This is a genomic window from Verrucomicrobiota bacterium, from assembly GCA_039192515.1.
Lineage (GTDB): Bacteria > Verrucomicrobiota > Verrucomicrobiia > Methylacidiphilales > JBCCWR01 > JBCCWR01.
This window is the reverse complement of record JBCCXA010000028.1, coordinates 1-19,123: the sequence shown is the minus strand read 5'-3', so window position 1 is coordinate 19,123 and position 19,123 is coordinate 1. Positions and strand designations below refer to the sequence as shown.

Annotated in this window: 11 protein-coding genes; 4 read left to right on the top strand and 7 right to left on the bottom strand. The window is 39.8% G+C overall.

What is annotated here, in order from left to right; translation table 11 throughout:
- Positions 1-1,329, bottom strand: a complete 1,329-nt coding sequence (locus AAGA18_11970) for a S41 family peptidase (protein MEM9446054.1) — start codon at positions 1,327-1,329, stop codon at positions 1-3.
- 1,031 nt (positions 1,330-2,360) lie between these two features.
- Between AAGA18_11970 and AAGA18_11965 the strand changes: the two genes are divergently transcribed.
- Positions 2,361-2,780, top strand: coding sequence for a hypothetical protein (locus AAGA18_11965; protein ID MEM9446053.1), 420 nt, complete (start codon positions 2,361-2,363; stop codon positions 2,778-2,780).
- 17 nt (positions 2,781-2,797) lie between these two features.
- On the top strand, positions 2,798-5,629 hold the full coding sequence (locus tag AAGA18_11960) for a glycosyl hydrolase (protein MEM9446052.1): 2,832 nt from the start codon (positions 2,798-2,800) through the stop codon (positions 5,627-5,629).
- 75 nt (positions 5,630-5,704) lie between these two features.
- On the opposite strand, the gene AAGA18_11955 is transcribed toward AAGA18_11960, so the two are convergent.
- The 6 genes from AAGA18_11955 to AAGA18_11930 all read right to left on the bottom strand — a co-directional run bounded on the left by AAGA18_11955 (position 5,705) and on the right by AAGA18_11930 (position 15,824).
- Positions 5,705-7,069, bottom strand: a complete 1,365-nt coding sequence (locus AAGA18_11955) for a sigma-54 dependent transcriptional regulator (GenBank protein MEM9446051.1) — start codon at positions 7,067-7,069, stop codon at positions 5,705-5,707.
- Entirely contained in the window at positions 7,066-9,111 is a 2,046-nt protein-coding gene (locus AAGA18_11950) for a hypothetical protein (protein MEM9446050.1), read from the bottom strand. The genes AAGA18_11955 and AAGA18_11950 overlap by 4 nt, the downstream gene beginning before the upstream one ends.
- On the bottom strand, positions 9,104-11,578 hold the full coding sequence (locus AAGA18_11945; GenBank protein MEM9446049.1) for an ATP-binding protein: 2,475 nt from the start codon (positions 11,576-11,578) through the stop codon (positions 9,104-9,106). Before AAGA18_11945 ends, AAGA18_11950 begins: the two co-directional genes overlap by 8 nt.
- On the bottom strand, positions 11,575-12,819 hold the full coding sequence (locus AAGA18_11940) for a beta-ketoacyl-[acyl-carrier-protein] synthase family protein (GenBank protein ID MEM9446048.1): 1,245 nt from the start codon (positions 12,817-12,819) through the stop codon (positions 11,575-11,577). The genes AAGA18_11945 and AAGA18_11940 overlap by 4 nt, the downstream gene beginning before the upstream one ends.
- Positions 12,820-12,941: 122 nt before the next feature.
- Positions 12,942-14,063: an SDR family oxidoreductase gene (locus AAGA18_11935; GenBank protein MEM9446047.1), complete on the bottom strand. Its 1,122-nt coding sequence runs from the start codon at positions 14,061-14,063 to the stop codon at positions 12,942-12,944.
- Between the two features lie 30 nt (positions 14,064-14,093).
- Positions 14,094-15,824: an AMP-binding protein gene (locus AAGA18_11930; GenBank protein ID MEM9446046.1), complete on the bottom strand. Its 1,731-nt coding sequence runs from the start codon at positions 15,822-15,824 to the stop codon at positions 14,094-14,096.
- 326 nt (positions 15,825-16,150) lie between these two features.
- Here AAGA18_11930 and AAGA18_11925 point away from each other — a divergent pair, with 326 nt between their 5' ends.
- Both AAGA18_11925 and AAGA18_11920 read left to right on the top strand, forming a co-directional pair.
- Complete coding sequence (locus tag AAGA18_11925; protein MEM9446045.1) at positions 16,151-18,241, top strand: TonB-dependent receptor; 2,091 nt, start codon at positions 16,151-16,153, stop codon at positions 18,239-18,241.
- 580 nt (positions 18,242-18,821) lie between these two features.
- Positions 18,822-19,123, top strand: a 302-nt coding sequence (locus AAGA18_11920) for an STAS domain-containing protein (GenBank protein MEM9446044.1), incomplete at its 3' end; no start/stop codon positions are given.

Sequence of the window (19,123 nt, the reverse complement as noted above, 5' to 3'; positions counted from 1 at the left end):
CTAGCTGGAATTCGAGGGAGCATAGAGGCGGTAGTAATAAATGAGACCCTTGAGAATAGCGACTGCTCTATCTAATTGCGGGTCTGGTATAGAGAGTAGCTTATCTTTTTCATTGGGAGGTAAGCGATAAGCTGTTTGCTGAAGGAAGATCGTGTCAGAGTTATCACGAGTAATATTTACTTCGATGTCTGGTGTAATGCCAACTTTATGAATGACCTTTTTACTAGGAGTATAATATTTTGCTGTAGTTAACCTTATGCCAACAGGAGGGTCTATACTGATGTCGACTGGCTGTATGCTTTGCACGGAGCCCTTTCCAAAAGATCTCTCACCTATTAAAAGAGCTCTACCTAGGTCTTGCAGTGCTCCTGCTACTATTTCGGCACCACTGGCACTGTTACGATTGATAAGTAGAATGAGGGGTAGTTTATCATAATGAGTATTTCCTTGTGCTTTAAAAAGTTTACGTTCTTCAAAGCGTGTTTCAGTGAAAGCGATAATAGTTCCTTTAGGTGTGAACTTTCCAGCTACCTGCACAGCAGAATCTAATAATCCGCCAGGGTTATTTCGTAAATCGAGCACGAGTCCCTGTATCTTTTCTTCTTTTAGTGTCTCCAGAGCGGTCTCAAATTCATTTTCTGTTTTTTCGCCAAATTGTGAAATGAAGATATAGCCAAGCTTGAGGGGGTCGGTTTCTGATGGTGAGCTAAGTATACGAGTATTGAGAACCGTTGGCACATTGATGATCTCTCTTACAACACTGATTTCCACTTCCTCTTCTATTGATGAGCGTCCGATCTTTAACACAACAGGTTCACCAGACGGACCACGTAATTTGTGTATCACATCACCCAGAGTTAGGTTTTCGGTACTAACGTTGTTTATGGAAAGAATCATGTCGTTAGGTAACAGTCCCGATCGTTTCCCGGGTCCATTTTCAGTCGTAGCATTAATAACTACGGAACCATCTTTTTTCATTCCTACATAAATGCCTAGTCCGCCAAATTCTCCTTCTGTTTCAGTGCGGAGGTCTTGAAACTTTTCTCCATCTAAGAATTCACTGTAAGGATCTAAGGAGGATAACATGCCTTTTAGGGCAGATTGAGTTAAGAATTGATAATCAATATCTTCTGAGTCGACATATTCGTCACGAATCAGCTCTAGGATGTTAGCAAAAAGCAAAGTGCTTCTGTAGCGCTCTTTCTCAGGATCTAATGCCTGTTCTTTCTGTTCCTCCTGGCTAAAGGCCAGTCGAGTCAAAGAAAGCAAACAAAAAAGGAGAGCAAAAAATAGTTGGAGAGTAGAAACATAGTACGGAGCCGTTCTCATTTTGAGCAATCATGAACAAAGAGTGGTAAATAACAATCGTAAAGGATAGTGATTTTAAGAGATCTTGGTATCCATGACTTCGCTCGAGAACTAATTTTTTTGCCAGGTGTCATGATTATACCTGCCTACTCTGCGCCTCTAAAAGCACTACCTATGCTAAGGAAGCCACTAAAGGAGGATTAAATATCTAATCAACTGCCCAAGGCTATCCTGTCCTACTCGCTTAAAAATACCACTTCGAAATACAAGTGGACAAAACGTAGGCTTGTTTTTCAGGAGTTTCAGATGAAAGCTTCTGCTAGTGTCAGATTCTTCAAACTAGTGCTGCAGATCACAGAATTTCTCTTTTGCTATTTAAACCAGGACGATGCCATAGAATTGGAACCAGATACCTAAAGGTAGAGCGACAAGGAAAGGAGAGTTGAGGAAGATGTGTCAATTACATCGTCTGAGCATAGCTCTCGCTAGCGGGCGAAAGCGAAGCGATCAAGTGGGCGGAGCACCAACCCAGATAGAGTAGGAACATGGGTCTCAAAAAGGTAATATCTCAGGCGGACTTTTTGTTTCTTGTCCTATTATCTCCCACGGATCTTTAAGTATCTTTGGTCTCATTCGGACTAAAACTATTCAAAAAATTTAACTTTTGTGATTAGTATGCTTATCGAGAGTCGGTCTAGCTTGATGGTATCTCTGTCAATACGCTATCTCTTGAGTTCAAATAGATGCTTATACAGGTTAAAAGAAAAAAATTCTTCATTATTAAGTCAATTGTTTTGCGTATTTTATTCAATTCTTGCTCAAATAATCTGAGTTAAATTTATATACATTTTCGTCTTATTTATCTTAAGTCCTTCTAAATCCATAATTTCAGAGGGCAAAATTATAATAGTATATACATACTATTTAAAATATATTCTTAAATATTAAAAATTGTATTAAAACTTAAATTGGGAATCATAGAATTGTGCAATGCTTTAACTTTGTTAGTTTATCAAAATGATTAAGGAATGTTGACACTTATGATAAAAAATATGTCTCATTTTATATATCTACTAACTGTTGCATTTGCTTTCATTTCGATCAATGCAGATGCAGCTCCCATTCCTGCATCTGAAATTCAAGTCACAGATAAACTTTTAATTGATCTTCATGCCACGCCGGAGACCAAGGCCCTCTACGTCAATATGCAGCAGCTAGCAAAAACAAACCTGCTTTATGGAGTGCAACGTCCCTTTACCCGTGGGTATCACAAATTTGATAATAAGAACTACAGCAACTCAGACACCAAGGAGATTGTGGGCGATAATCCGGGTGTTGTGGGCTTGGATTTTTTATCTCATACGCACAGCAAAAAAAAATTACACCTAACTCAAGTTGGGCACCAAGCCCCGCTTACGAGAAGTCTACTTACGGCAAAATCATTAAAGCTGTGCATGCTCGGGGAGGAGTGATCACTATAAGCTGGCATATGTCCAACCCAGCTACTGAAGGAAAATACAATGACCGTGGGGACAGGAAAACAGTTCAGCATATTCTTGAAGGTAATATCGTAAATGGCATAGATGCACGTGCTAATTTTTACAGATATCTTGATGATGCAGCAGACTTTTTCAATGCCATGAAAGACGATAAGGGTAAATTGATACCCATCTTTTTTCGCCCTTTGTATGAGCAATACCATAATACCTTCTGGTGGTCAGGGAACGCGGCCAGTGCAGAGCAGTATAACCAGTTGTGGTATGAGATGGTGAGTTACCTTCTGGACACCAAAGGAGTGCGCAATCTCATCTATATCATCTCTCCGAATAAGGCCGATACCATGGTTGAATATATGGAACAATTTCCAGGACACGACTGGGTGGATGGTTATGGAATTGATTGGTATAACTCGACAGATTTTTCCAAGTCGATCGAGCCTGCCAGCGAGTTGATTGTCGGTATGGCAAGGGAGCACAATAAAATTGCCGTGCTCTCCGAAATCGGTGTCAAGGATGGTATGGCATCCGGGACTCAGGCTAACTGGTATTGCAGTCACGCTTTGCGGCTTGAGGCAAACCCGGTGGCCTCCGAGGTCGCTTGGTTCCTTCAATGGTCGTCGAAATTAGGTAATAAAAAATCATGGACACCCGTAAGAGAAAAGTATCGGCCAGATATCGCACATGTATTACCCGATTTTGAAAAGTTTTATAACAATGGCTGGACGATGTTTGAAAATGAAATTGCCCCCCTACGTATCTACGATTTTAAGTCGAAAAGTCCAGTTCCTATCATTACCACAACCGAGTTAAGAGGTGTTTCAAGCCAAGCTAGCTACTTACAAAGCATAGCGGTGACAGGTGGAGATGGTCCCTTAACTTGGTCGTTGGAGGCGGGTGAACTGCCAGCGGGGTTGGCATTAAATCAAAATACGGGTCAGATTAGTGGAAGAGTCACTGGTGGTGAGGGTGAGTATGGTATTGCCATTCGAGTCAGCGATGCCGATGGAGATTCTGATGTGCGGATTTTTGCGATAGATGTTGTGCCTTCTGATGACTTAGAAGGAGGGTTGATCATCCATTTGGATGCAACGATCCAGGGGTCTATAGTGGGTAATCCCGTGACTCGTTGGAAGGATCAGTCTCGGAATAAAAAGCACGCCAACGTGTATCACAATTCGATTACGTATCCTAGCGCCGATCTATTTGCTTCTGGTTCCAGTAGTCTGGATTTTGGTGTGGAAGCCAGTGCCCTGGAGTTATTTGGGGCAACTGATTCTGATGCTTGGTTGGATCAGTCTGTTCCAAAGGCCCAGGGGTTTGCTGTATTGTTGGCCTACAAACGGGTGGAGGACACTGGTAAAACCCGAGAAGACCTATTGGGTAATAACTCCAAGACAGGCTCGGGTTTTTTAATGCGTATGTTCAATGGAACCCTACAATCTTCTCTGAATGGAAAGACATTGAGTCAAGGCGGGTCTGTGGCAGTAGGAGATAGCATCGTGATAGGCGTAAATTATGATCAGGATAGTGGGCTCTTCGAGCTTTGGGACTCACTAAGTGGCTCAACGAGTAGCACGATGGTAGGTGCAAAGGATTTCTCGGAAAACGCTCCGGTGCTTTTGGGTATGTCTACCAACAACACAAGATATCTAAACGGTCTTGTTGGTGAGGTGAAAATTTTTAGTCGAAAGCTAAATGCGCTTGAGTTTGAGTTGGAGCAGGATCAATTTGTTTCCAAGTGGATAGCAAATGCCGGTGGTGGAAGTATCTCACCGGTGCTCTTACTCCATTTGGATGCCACCAAAGCCCTCAATGTGGAAGGTTCACCAGTGAATCGATGGTTAGATACCTCTGGGTTGAATAATCACGCAGTGCCTTATGCTGGGAGTGTGGTCTATCCGTCGGCGCAGTCATTTCCCTCTGGACTCAAGGGGTTGGATTTTGGCGATGAGCAAAACGCCTTTGATCTATTTGCAAATGGGGGTGACAGTTGGCTGGATCAGTCGGCAGGAGCAACGGGTTTTGCACTCTTCATAGCCTACAAGCGGACTGGTAACACCAGTCCTCAGGATCTGGTGGGAAATAGTTCGGTGTCGGGAGGTTTTTGTATTAAGCTCAGTTCCAATGGAACCCCGAAAGTTATCTTGGGTAGTCAGGAACTCACTCAATTAAAGAGTCTAACGGTAGGAGATTCAGCAATTATTGCGGTAAATTACAATGCAGGAAGTGGACGATTAGAGTTGTGGGATTCACTTAGCAATAGCACTGTCGAGGGGCTTGTAGCCGCAGCAGACTTTACTGTAAATCGGGCAGTTCGTTTGGGAACCACTAGTAAGAGTGGACGTCATGCTCACGGAATTATCGGTGAGGTTAAGCTCTTTGAGGGTGCGATGAATGCGGTGGAGTTTGCTGCTGAGCAAAAGGTTATGGCCTCTAAGTGGTTATGGGATGAAATGGACTATTGGGCATCTGGATTGGGTGTAGATATTGGGGATAAGAACGGGGATTTTGATGGGGATGGGCTATCTAATCTTGTTGAATATGCTTTGGGGGGTGCGCCCATGGACAGATCGGTAAAGGCAGTTCCTGTTGGAGTCGAAATTTCGGAAGACTATATCCTTTTTTCCCATAGAAAGCTTATAGATGATGCTGGGTTCATCTATCAAATCCAGACTTCCCCCAATCTTGAACCTGGTAGTTGGACAGATATTAATCCGAGTATTGGCAATGTGAAGGTCGTTGATGGTGTCTATGAGAATGTGGAGAACCTGATCGAAAATGGACCAGGCTCCTTATTCATTCGTACTAAGATCATGGATTAACTGTATTATTCTCTAAGCTACCGGTATCTCATTCCACCTCTATGACATCACCAGGGTTTAAAGGTGTAGGTATCATCACTTAATGATGGTCTGAATATTCAGTTGTTTCATTCGGGTTTTGAGTATACGTGGAGTGGTTCTTAGTATTTTTGCAGCACCGACTTGTTTTCCGTTAGCTTTATGGAGAGCCTTGATAATCAGATCTCGCTGCAATTCATTAACCGCATGCTTTAGGCTTCTTAGCTCATTGGGTGCTTTACTTGGCGTTATAGATAAAGGAATTCTGTTCTTGATCTCACAGGGGAGATGCTCAATTTTCAAGCAATCCTGATCTGGGTAGATCGAGGCGATATGCTCAATAGTATCTTTTAATTCTTTGACGTTTCCGGGCCAGTTATATTTTCTAATTAATTCTGTAGCACCGATTTCTATATCCGACATAGCAACGGAGTGTGTTTGCTTGAAGGAGTTCAAGAAAAAGTAAGATAGTAGAGCTAAGTCCTCTTTTCGATCTCTTAGAGACGGGATCAGGACAATACTATTGGGATACATTTCCGAGATTTGACGATTAAAAAATGTATCCAGATCCGTGGAGGCGCTTGTGAATGCAAGAGATGCGGTCGTTTGAATTTCTTGGATACCTCCAACTCTTCTGAATGAGCCGTTCAATGTAACATCTATTAGTTTTTGTTGAAGAGTTTCTGATAAGACATGAACGTCTTGAATCAGCAAGGTGCTTGATTTTGCAAGGTCAAGTCTACCAAGCGTTTCAAGTTCAAATGTATTTGCACTATGGCTATGTCTGCCAAATATTTCCTCTTCGATCATGCTTTCAGGAAGCGAAGAACAGGGTAGGATAATAAGTGGGTGAGAGCTTCTCTGGCTTGTAGAGTGAACATGCCGGACAAATAATTTTTTTCCGGTTCCACTTTCTCCGAGTATGAGAATAGGTGCTTGCTTTGAAGCTAGTTGAGCGGCTTTATCTCGCACTTGGCGAATGGCAATAGTTTCACCAATGAGTGAATTTTTAGAGTAATCTAAGGATTTTTCTCTACGAGTTACTTCGATTTGTCGCATCATGCCAGAGTATGCAATTGCTCGTTCTGCTATAGTTCTCACATCGTGAACTTCAAAGGGTTTACTGATAAAATCGACTGCTCCAAGCCTGATAGCTTCAGCCATGGTCTTGGTGGAGGTAACAGCACTGACCATGATCACAGGTACATCTGGATAGAGGCTCCTCACCTCCTTTAGAAATTGCATACCATCCTTCTCGGGCAGTAAGATGTCCAAAATGACTAGATCAAAAGTTCTATCTTTAAGATAATTAACAGCTTTTTCAGCAGATTCTGTAGTAATGACTTGGTAAGAATTCCAAAAAATTGCCTTGAGTGACTCTCTACTTCCTTCTTCGTCGTCTACAACTAAGATATGTTTCATGATAATTCGCTTCTTTCTCTTATTAATGTCTCTTCTTTTGCTATAGGTAAAGAAATAGTTATATATTTAAATTTACCCTGAGAACCAATCTTAAAGGTTCCAGCATGGTTTGCTAACACTTTTTTTATAAAACTTAGCTCTGTAATATGCCAAATATCATTAGGCTGCGGTATATCGCTGAACTCATGGAGATTTGTGTCATATTTGTGCCCGTTATTTCTCAAGGACCCTGCCGAATGATTGGATTCTTGTAGGTTTTCTAGCCGAACCAAACAGCAGGGATATGCAAGTGATTCTTTAGAAAGCAGTAAGCTAATTTTTAATGCCGATTCAGTGTTAGATTTCAACTTAATGAGGCCACTAATCATTTGGGAAAAGCATCTTACTAGAGAGTGATGGTCGCCAACAACAAAAACATCCTCAGGATCAAATGAACTCATAATGCTAATACTTTTATGGTTGTTTTCAGTGATCGCATGACTAATCGAATCCCTAAGAATGTCCTGCATTCTCAAATAGCCTGAGAGTATCTCCTGACCGTGTGCCATCTTTTGAATCTCACCGCTAAGATTTTGTAACCGCTTGACTTCTTCAGAGACTAATCTGATAAAGATGTCTTGAAATTCTTTGTCATGAGATCTTTCAGGGAGGAGCTGTATAAATGTTTTGATTGTAGCAAGTGGAGATCGAATGCTGATAGATAATTTTTGAGCTAGCTCAGAGGCCAGGATCGTTTGTTCATGTTTTTTATGATTTTGCTTGAAAAGGGTGTCGGATGCCATGTCGTGAATCAGTAAAAATCCGCTCTGCATTTTCCCTGCGCCAAAGCAGGGGACGGATTCAACAAGAAATTGATCATTAGATTGAGGTTTCTTCCACTTCAAAGTGGAAGTTTCGTATGGATAGCTGCAAGCCTGAGTAATGAGGCCTGAAAGTTCAGAATGGATGTGGTTTGCATGGCACCGTTTGACCACTTTAGGCAATGTATCAATGAGAGCAGCTGCACTATGATTCCACCAGATAATTTCTGCATCCCGATCAAAGAGGATAAGGGAGGCTGAAAGTGTGTTGAGGATATTTTCGAAGTAAAGTTTGTGCTGGGCGATTTGCTGTTGGAGGTAGCACTTCTCAATAACGATGCCTAGTTGATCCGCGATTAAAGATATTTCAATAATATCTTTGTTATTAAGCGGTTTGCCAGTGGCTTTTTTACCCAAAAAAATCCATCCCAACAAATGCTCCCCATCATGCAAGGGAAGGACCACCTCAGCGAAGAGTGCTTGAAGCGATTTTTTAAGATGTTTTTTCGTATTCTGGTCACCTATTTCTTCAACATTAGTGATGGTTAATGCCGTAGGATTATAATGCAACCATGTTGTTAACAAGTCGCTAGAATCAAAAGTGATATCGTTTACAATTTGAGGGGCTTTCAAAGCCCTTTTCAAGTAGTATTTCTGCTCTGAGTTTTTAAGAAAAATACCAACGGAGCCTAAATACTTTTCATGGCGAAGCCATTGCAGGGATTGATTCAGTAGATTATCAATATTATCAAATTGCGCAAAAGACTGGAGCACTTCGTGGATAGATGCCTGACGATCTAGTAATTCATTGGGAATGACTTTCTCTTGAGGTTCACGCCTTTTTTGGAGCTCTTCGCGCAAGGTTTCACATTCTTTGATGACATCAAGATGGCGCGAAGCCATTTGAAAAGTAGATTGAATCTGATTTTTTGAAAAATTTGGGTTTATAGTCGTAAAAATATCCTTTGTTTGTGCCATTAAAATAGGATCACTTCTTTCATCTCCAATAGCTATAATGAGAACCTGCGGTTGGGTGTTGTTGATATGTTCCAGGAGCTTCTCGCTCTGAGAGGCTGTCATATCAACAAATAAGATAGCTGGTGAATGTTGCTTCAGTAAAAGAAATAGCGAGTTGATATGGGGAACATCAATGACTTCGCTAGATGAATAGAGATAGCCTCTAATTTTTTGAATTAAAGAAGATTGAGGTGAGTAGATTATGCTGATGAATCGCCTATTCATTTCTATTAGCTTTGTTTTTCAGAGGAAATTCTAAATGAAAAGAGGTTCCCCGACTCATTGCACTTTCTACTCGTATCTTACCATTATGGGCCATGACGAGATTGTACGTTAGAGAAAGTCCCAATCCAGTTCCAGTTCGTTTAGTAGTAAAAAAAGGATCAAAAATGTTTTCAAGGTTTTCTTTAGGGATACCCTCTCCATTATCTTCTATGGTCATCTTGATAGCCTTGCGAGAAGCTCTGGTGGAGTTTTTTTGAGGGTGAGTAATGATCAAGATCTTACCTTCTTCTTTCATGGCGTCACATGAGTTAAGGAGAAGGTTTACAAATATTTGTTTGAGTTGGTCTTGGTCGGCTTTGATAAAGTCATCTTCCGCGTTCAATGCCAGTGATAATTGAATTCGGTGTTTACTTATCTGAGCATTGAGAAGGCTAGTAACCTCTTTGAGCACAAGATGAAGACTGATAGTTTGGAAATAAGGTTTCGATGGCTTTGTGTACTCCAGCAGACCTTTGATCGTTTTTTCAATTCTATCTACTTCCTTTCCCACAAGATGAGAAAATGACTTAATAAATTCCTCATCATTCCTTCGTTCTGGAATAAGTTGTGTAAATGTTTTGATAGCAACCAAAGGATTCTTTATTTCATGGACCATGCTTGCAGAAAGTTTGCCTATGGTAGCAAGTTTCTCAGAATGCTTTACATGCTGCTCGAGTTCTTTAATGGCTGATACATCATGTAAAATGAGGATAGTTCCGAGATTACCTCCTGTTTGATCTTTAAGTATGGAGCCTCCGATTTGTAAATAGCGAGTGATTCCATTTTCTGATACTAATTCAATCTCGTTTCTAGCCTTTTCCTGTTTATTCAGATAAATTTCTTTTATAAACCCTTGGATAGCATCAGGGAGATCCTGCGTCACCAGATTATTGGTAGAAGAAAGATTTTGGTCGAGTAGTCTCTGAGCTTCTGCATTAAGAATTTTTACTTCTTTGGAATTGTCTATAGCGATAATTCCACTAACGAGATTCTCCAGTAGAATATCGTTATAAATTTTGGCATTTTCAACTGCTGTATAAAGCTGTGCATTTTCTAAAGCGGTCGCGATGCGGTTCGTTAGAATTTGCAGTGCCTCTAGATCGCTACGTGTATACATTTTGCCAGATAGGCGTTCAGCCATGAGAATGAGACCCTTTATTTCGCCTTTAGTATGAATGCCTATGGCCAGTGAGGCATCTAGTTCACTGAGAAGTTGATCAATAATTGTAAGCTCTTTACTAGGCTTGAAGCGAGGGATGAGTTGCCTATGCAGAGGCGTTTGAGTTTTTCTTAGTATGCTAGGTAAAGGGGCTTCAACATCGAATGAGGTATTATGAGGTTTAATGAATGTTGAATAGACATTTTGTAAATGACCTTGGTTAAAAAGAAAGATGGATATTTTATCTGTTCCTGCAGAGCGGGTTAGTCCCTGTGAGACTTTTTCAAGCAAGTCCTTTGTTGTGGTGATTTGGGGCAGTATGCTATCCACTTTTTGAATTTCTTGTTTCAGATCAATTTCATGAATGTTGATAAATAGTTTATTAACGAATACTTGAAGAAAGCTTTTAGCCCTACTCATGGACAAGACAGAAATAACCGCAGCAATTAAATGGGGAGTAAAGGAACTCTTGCCATCAAAGAAATTCAATACCATGGAAGAAACCCACCACGTAGTGGTATAGACAATAAGCAAATAAGCTAATAGGATGGCATAAGCCAGTATTCGTCGGAAAATACCGCCAACATCCATGATTTCTTTTGTCGCAATACCATAGGCAATAAAGCTATTCATGAGAATAACCCAAAGAGGTGCAAGGATAGTGGATTGGTAGTGTTGCGTGATTCTTGGTAATAACACTGCAAGAAAAATCCCTACACATAAAAGTGAAACCAACCCAGTCAGAACATATTTAAGCTCCTCTTTTTGTATGCCTTGGGTTGACCTAATGTTGTAAATAATGTTTTTGATTAAAAAACTTAAGGAAATCAAAAAATACAGTAACAACCATAAGGAAGCTTGACCATGAACAATGTTAGGCACTCCTTCTTTCGGTATGATAGCGCCTTGAATATACAAAGGTGTATAGCAGTAGATAGCAGTTAAAAGGTAGAGGACGAGCCAGAAGAATGATTTTTGATAGAGTTTAAAGATGGATAGATTAGGAAATAAAATAGCCAAACGTAGAAGATTAAAGGCTACGACAACAAAACTGCCAATAGCTCCTGAGGTTTGAATCCAAAACGCCGCACCCCCTGGAGATGTTTGTGAGAATATAAATGCATAAGTTGTTAGCCAACCGGTAATGGCAAAACCGAGCGTCAAGAATTGTTGGTTTGTTCCTCTTTTAGGGTTGTTCAAATAAACGATCAGTGAGATGGAGAGATTTAATATAATCGCGCCTATTAATATCAGCGTGAGAGTACTCATGACTCAAAGCTTTCGACAATCAAAGAACTATTGCCACCGCCGATTCCATGAGCATTGACAAGCGCAGAACGGATATTGATCTTACGGCTTTTTACTGGAACGTAATCCAGATCACAGTACTCATCGGGAAATTCATAGTTTGCCGTGGGTGGTATTTCTTTATTTCTTATGGCCAGTGCGCAAGATATTAATTGAATTGCACCGGCGGCGGCAAGAGGATTACCAATCACCCCCTTAATGGAACTAACAGGAATACTATAGGCTTTCTTATGAAAAATTTTTTTAATCATTTCGGTTTCTACCCTATCAAGTATAGGATGACTTGGCCCCCAAGCGGAAATATAATCAATGTCTAAATAGGTTTTTGCTGCATTTGCAAGAGCCATCTCCATAGCACCAGCAAGTCCTGAAGCAGGTTGACTTGAATCTGTATCCATGTTGGAGGCATACCCTTTGATTTCTAAGTAAGGCCTGTTTCCTCTAGCTATTGCGGTTTCAAGATTTTCTAAAATCACAATGCCTGCTCCTTCAGAGATGATACCTGAATCCCTTTTGGCATCAAAGGGCCTGCTAGCCTTTTCAGGGGCATTATTTTGGGAAGAGGCCATACCTGCTGCAGCTAAATTTGCAAAAGGAACTGGCGAAATGGGAGCGTCGGCGCCTCCTGTAACAGCGATTTCCGCTTTTCCGCTTTTAATTTCCTGATAGGCCTGGCCGATGGCGTCTAAACCTGCCGCACATGCCGTAGAAACAGTGACACTTTGACAGCGCACGTTAATTAAGTCTGAAATAGAGCTGGCAATAGCCTGCGGGGGAGTTCCACTGACAACATAAGGGGTCGCATGGCTATAGCCATGCTTCTCCATGGTGCTAGCCGATCTATAAAGCAAATCAAGAGCACTTGTGCTAACCCCTGTTAGAACAAGTATTGGAGCAAATTCCGCTAATAATTCAGATGTCAGCGTTGCATCTTTAATGGCTAGTAAACTTGCAGCAATGGCAAGCTGAGTATGCCGAGCGAGTCGATGAGGCTTAGATTTCTTGGGAATATAATCTTCTGGCTTAAAATTTTTTATTTCACCTGCAATACGCGATTTCAGCTTACTAGCATCAAAGTGTGTTACTGTTCCGATCGAACTTTTCCCTTCAATTAAAGTTCTCCAAAATGGATTGATGCCAATACCATTAGGAGCTAAAACACCCAAACCAGTAACAACGACTCTATTTTTATTATAAACCATCCGCTTTGAAGCTCATGTTGCTTAAAATTTGTGACACTACTGTTATTTAAATATTTAATAAAGCACATATAAGCGAATAGGTAAGAGTTTTATAATGTAGAAAGCCAGTATTTAGGGTATTTTTATTTTTTATGATGCATGTAGTAGCTTAGGATAGGGGTTATATAATCTTTGGGATTCGGTATAAGTATATTTTTTTCTTTAAAGTATTTTTCCGTCATAATTGTATTAAAGATTTGGACGTTTTTCATGTAAGGGAGAAAATAAGAGCTAGCGGCTAGAGCTTTTTTTCTCTTAGTGTTGCGGATCCATAAGGGAGCTACTTTCGCATACAGTCTCATGAGATCTATAGGGATTTTGATTACAAAAGGCTGTTTTTTTGACTGACTTTGAAACGAGGGTTCAACTAGCTGATTTAAATCGTTTAGTATAATGGCATGTTGGTTCCCCGAGCATAAATGAAAAATTTGACCTACTGTGAGATCATCATCCATGGAAATTGTCACTGCTTTTGAGATATAGTCTGACGGAATAATATCAAGTTTGAATAATTTTGTATCGGGTAGTATGCCATTTGAATAAGCCCCAGAAAAATATTCGCAGAGATAATAGAAAATTTGAAAATTAATAATCTTCCCGGATTTAGAGTCTCCTACAACCATGCTGGGTCGATGAATGGTAATTGGAATCCCCTCTTCTATCTCCTGGAACAACCTTTCTTCGCACTCATATTTTGCTTGCTCATAATAGTTGTTAAAACCATGTTTATTATAGAGCCTTTTTTCGGGAATGGTACCTGGAGCTTTGCCTGCTACCCCAATCGTGCTGATATATTCAACTTTTTTGAACTCATGATGTTTACAATCATTTACAAAGGACAATACGTTCTCTAAGAGAGAGACACTGTTGGCCCTTGCCTCAGACAAGGTTTGACTAAGTTTTACATGGCCTGCAGAATGAATTATGTGGGTCACCCTGTAGCTAAGTTGCTTATATTGCTCATTAGAAAGGCCAAATTTCTTTTGACTAAGATCTCCTGCCAATAGGACAATTCTTTTGTTTTTTAGGAGTGCTGTTTTTGATAGGCCCCAAAATGCTGCCAGAGACGAAATTCTCTCCTCTAAGTGCTCTTTTGAATGGGCTCTGAGTAATAACACAATGGAATTATCAGTTTTCTTTAAGAGATACTCAGCTATAGAGCTTCCAATCACTCCAGCAGCTCCTGTGATGAAAATGGTTTTCATTGGCAATGGATCAAAAAAATTTTGATGTTTTTATGAGGGCCTGTGATGAAGGAAATGTGGGGAGACTTCCTCGGTTATTTTCATTTCTATCTGATATAATTCACTGACCAGCTGTTTGTAGTTATCAATAATACTATTTCTACGCAATTTTAATGTGGGGGTGATCTCTTTACGCTGAATAGAAAAGCTGCCATATATGATTCCCCAGATCCAAACCTGTTCTTGTTTGCTTAGTTTTTGATTAATTTCATGAATATGATTAGTCAACCTTTCTTCTGCATACTGAAATAAGTCTTTCTGAGGAGGATAAGACACTTTTCCATAAGCGATAAGGCCTATTAAAAATTTTTGATTATTCCCATGAACCAAGCAATGTGAGATATCGGGGTGATCCTGAACCAGAGCTTCTATCTTGGTAGGAGCAATTTTTCTACCCGTAGAAGTTTTGATGATATCACTTTTTCTACCAGTAAGACGAAGGAATTTTTGAGAATCTAAGTAACCCAGATCATTTGTCTTAAAATAGTTATCCGAGGTAAAAAACCGGTCAGAATTCAAGTCGTTATAGTAACCACGGAATATACCTCTTCCTTTAACAAGAATTTCTCCATCTTTGGAGATTTTAAAATGGTTATCAACTACAGGTCTGCCCACGGTTTCCATTTTATAGTTCTGGGGATTACTTATTGAGATAGGAATAGTGTTTTCACTCATAGCGTAGCCTTCATATAGGGGTATACCTAAGGCATGAAAAAAAGCCAATGTTGCAGAAGGTGTTGGTGCGGATCCAGTTAGTGGATATTCAAGCTTTGTCCCTAGAAGATTGCGATATTTTTTGAGTAGGGTCAGGGGAGTATTTTTAAGCAATTTTGCCACCCTGTGTGTGTTGAAGTGCTTGTAAGATGAAATGCTCAAATATTTTCTCATGATAGATTGGGAAGTCGCACGCTCCATCGACAACTCTTTTAAAAATTCATCATAGATCTGATTATAAAAGGAAGGTACCGCAGAAAATAAATAAGGATGCACACACTTGCATTCGTTTATAATGAACTTAGGGTCCCTAACAAAGAAGATCTTTGCACCTAACAAAAGCCCATAAAGATTCATAATTCGCTGGTACATGTGAGCTAAAGGCAGCCAGCAAATAAGGTTGGATCCTCTGGGTGCTGGGAATGCATTTAGGATAGCTCTAGCTCCTAACAAAAGCTGTTCATGGGTGTACAAGATACCCTTGGGCAATCCAGTTGTCCCAGAAGTGTAGATGATGGTTGCGGGGTCATCCGAGCTTAACAATGGTCTATTTACTCGATCCTGAAGTCCTTGACCTTGTCCAAGATCTGGAATGAGTGATCTTAGAGTTGCGGAGGGTAGCCGAAAGGACTTGGATAAATCGCTATCGGATCGGGTTTCATAAACAACGAGGGATGCTCCGCAGTCATTCACAATGCTTTGAACACTATCTTTACTCGAGCTATTAGCTATTCCGACGGTCACACAACCAATTAAGAGGATGGCATAATTAATGATTTCCCACTCAGGGGACGTGCTAGCGATCACGCAGATTCGGTCTCCCTTTTGTATATTAAACTGCAGTAATCTGGAAGAAGCTAGCTCAACCATTTTCCAGGTATCACTATAAGTGAGGGGGTGATATGTTTCGTTCTTTTTGTAAAATAGGTAGTCATCATTAGGCGTTTGGCTACTTTGTTTCTCCAAGAGTGAAACTAAATGAGGGTCTGAGATTCGCGAGGTATTCATGATAAGGAGCTCATGGCTTTATGAATCGATGGTATACTTAAGATATATCGAAGAGCCATATTTAGACTCCTAAGATTTCGTGTATTCTAAATGGGACAGGGCAAGCAACCTCAATTTTGATATCCGCACATTCAATTTACAATGCATTGTCATTTCATCTTTTTCTTTTATCTATATTTACGCGAAATTTTATTCTATAAAACCAACCTTTAATTGGAGGACTATATTCGGGCTTATGGAATATTACTGCTTTATTTCATTGAAGTAGAATAAGCAATAGAAAAAGACTAATGTTGGAAAATTTGATAATTAATCACTGCCATTATATGATTAAAGTGGTTTTTTTCATTTTTCTAGCAATAGAAATATCAAAAGGCAATCATGATGTTGAGTCTACAGATCGAGACCACAACCACATATATCCGACATATTTACCTGATGATGACTTAGTCACTGCACTTCCAGACATTACCGTAAATGCTGTGAGTGAATTAGACCAAGATTCCTTACCTAACAGCAGCAGCGTCATATCTTTTAGCCATCAAAGCTCTCAAGCAATTCATGACTTGGAAGAAATATTTTCATCATTTCCTAATCTATCAAATCAGCATGCTGGAAGTAGGGCTTTTAATTCTATTTTTGGTATGAGGGGGTTAGTAAATACAGTGTTTTTTTCAGACTCGCCAGTAGCTATTTACTTGGATGATATTCCAATTGGGCAAGTGGTAACCAATTCTAGTGAGGTTCCCAATCTTTCTCATGTCATTGTCAAAAGAGGCCATCAGGCCAGCCATTATGGGCTGAATAGTGAGGCAGGTGTCCTTCTCCAGTATACAAATGAACCCGAAAATTTTGCCCAAGCAACGGCATCGGCATTATATGGAAGCTATAATCAGCAAAAATATTCTCTTGGCATTTCTGGGCCAGCGGTAAATGAAAAACTATTTATGGGCTTTTCGGGGTTTTATGAAAGAAGAGATGGATATTTATACAATGAATTTTTAAATACAGATCCTGATTCGGAAGAGGGAATTGGGGGAAGGATTCATCTTCGCTGGCTTCTTAATGAGTATCTAGAATTCTCCCTCATTTCTCAAATTGAAAACTTCGAAGGTGGAGAGCAAAGATTATCGGGTATTGGTCTAGGTACACAACCATTTACAGTCTCTAAAGATCGGGAAGGGATAACAGTTATTAATACCAATATGACTGGATTCAAGATCAAATATACCGGAGATTATTACGAGCTTTTATCAGTTACCAGTTATCGCTCATGGGATTTGGATCCTTATCTTGTTAATTTAACTTTTTTGCCTGCTCCGGCTGTTTTGCAAGCCATTGATAATCATCAACAGGTTTGGTCACAAGAGCTTCGATTATCTTCAGTCGGAGATTTTAAGACAGACCTCATGTGGTCCTCCGGTCTTTTCTATTCCAATGAAGATGCTAAATGGAATCTAGCACGAAATCTTACTGGCCCAGGTTTAATGGATCGTGCGTTGAATGATTTAGAAAGCGATATCTATGCAATTTTTGGAAATATTTCGATCCCTATTAGAAATGATTTACGTATGTTGGGAGGCATACGGTTGGATTATCGGCAAAAAGAACTATCAAGTCATGTGACTACTTTTTCCGGTATTGGAGCGCCCTTTCATCGAAAGGGCGATTTCATCAATTATGCTCCCAATATAGGTATGGCCTATGATTATGATGATACTTTAATGTTTTATTCTAATTTATCTTATAATTTCAAGGCTGGGGGATTTGTGCCTTTCCAAGGAAGCACGATTTCTACGGATTATGCGTCTGAACGCGTTCTTATGACGGATATCGGATTCAAAAAATCTTTTTTAGAAAATGAGGTTTTGATGAATGGAGCATTATTTTATTCTCGAGTCTGGGATTATCAGTTTGAGAGATTTATCAGTTCTGTTGACTATACCATTATTAATGCAGACCAAGTTGAAATATGGGGTGGAGAGTTCGAGTTGACTGCAACTCCTATTAAAGATTTAGAAATAGGAGCAGGCCTAGGTTACTCGTGGGCTGTATTTGCAAGTCATTCGGATGCCATCACAGGCGCTAGCTTAGATAATAAGCGAGTCCCTTTCGTTCCAGAATACAATATTAATTTGTATGCGGAATATAAACATCCCACTGGGTTCATAGGACGAATTGATGGGAAATTTTTGGGCTCCACCTATTACGATGAAATGAACACAGAACTATTTAGGCAGGCTGACTATGGCCTCATGGATATACGAGTTGGCTATGAAAGTGATCATTGGGGTATTTACTTTTACGGCAAGAATATCACAGATACTTTGTATTACGGATACAAGCAGCCCGCTTCCAATGCCGGTACGCCTGGTGCTCCTCAGACTTTTGGAATAGAGGGTAAAATTTGGTACTAAAATCCTGTGCTGTTAACTAGGTTCTTAGCAACTAATCTAGTCATGCATGCTACCCGTCTCGTTCAACTTCTAACATGTAATCCAGAGCTAATTGCCAAACGGAGTTTTTTTTGATCTTATTCTTAAATTTTTTTAGACATTTTTGTCATTTAAAAAATTTAAATGTACTTTTTTGTTTCTATTTAGATTAATATAGTTATAAATGACGTTTTAAGAATTTATGTGCACAAAAGTTTTAGAATCTAAGAGTTAAGCAGAATATGGTCTCAGTGAAATGGATGATCTCTCACTGCATAACTTTAGCTTTTAAAAGTAGGCTTTGCATAGAACAGAAACACTTCGACGCTTTAGATAAAACCGCTATTTGCTCACGAATCGTAAAAATACACATGCTGAAAGCTACTTAATCTCGACCATGCTGTTGTTATCCAAACTGTATGAAGTATATGCATCATACTCAAAAACCAATCAACTAGCCGTTAATCATATCATGCCTTGGGCGTAACAGAAAATTTCAAGAACAAGTATCCATGATGGAGTGTTTTAGAAAAGAAAATAAACCTCACCTAGATTACTACAAATGTTAGATTACTCATACAAAGAAGATTCAAAAGAATTGCACATCATGATGCCTATTATACTAAATAGTCAAAATAGGGATGAAATCGATGAGTCTATTTCGGATACATTGAAAGAGGCGACGGATGACTGGAACACCCTGATTGTGGATTTTTCAAACACGACTCTTGTAGATTCTGTGGGGCTTAATCTCATCGTTTCTCTATACAAAAAAAGTAAATATCAAAATTATACGATCAAGGCGTTGATAAAAAATCGAGCAATACTAAGTGCTTTAAAGGTAACAAATCTGGATAAGTATAT

Coding starts and splice junctions, on each gene's coding strand:
- AAGA18_11950 (MEM9446050.1), bottom strand. CDS start 9,111: ATGAATAGGCGATTCATCAGCATAATCTACTCACCTCAATCTTCTTTA.
- AAGA18_11940 (MEM9446048.1), bottom strand. CDS start 12,819: ATGGTTTATAATAAAAATAGAGTCGTTGTTACTGGTTTGGGTGTTTTA.
- AAGA18_11925 (MEM9446045.1), top strand. CDS start 16,151: ATGATTAAAGTGGTTTTTTTCATTTTTCTAGCAATAGAAATATCAAAA.
- AAGA18_11945 (MEM9446049.1), bottom strand. CDS start 11,578: ATGAGTACTCTCACGCTGATATTAATAGGCGCGATTATATTAAATCTC.
- AAGA18_11930 (MEM9446046.1), bottom strand. CDS start 15,824: ATGAATACCTCGCGAATCTCAGACCCTCATTTAGTTTCACTCTTGGAG.
- AAGA18_11960 (MEM9446052.1), top strand. CDS start 2,798: ATGTCCAACCCAGCTACTGAAGGAAAATACAATGACCGTGGGGACAGG.
- AAGA18_11935 (MEM9446047.1), bottom strand. CDS start 14,063: ATGAAAACCATTTTCATCACAGGAGCTGCTGGAGTGATTGGAAGCTCT.
- AAGA18_11965 (MEM9446053.1), top strand. CDS start 2,361: ATGTCTCATTTTATATATCTACTAACTGTTGCATTTGCTTTCATTTCG.
- AAGA18_11970 (MEM9446054.1), bottom strand. CDS start 1,329: ATGAGAACGGCTCCGTACTATGTTTCTACTCTCCAACTATTTTTTGCT.
- AAGA18_11955 (MEM9446051.1), bottom strand. CDS start 7,069: ATGAAACATATCTTAGTTGTAGACGACGAAGAAGGAAGTAGAGAGTCA.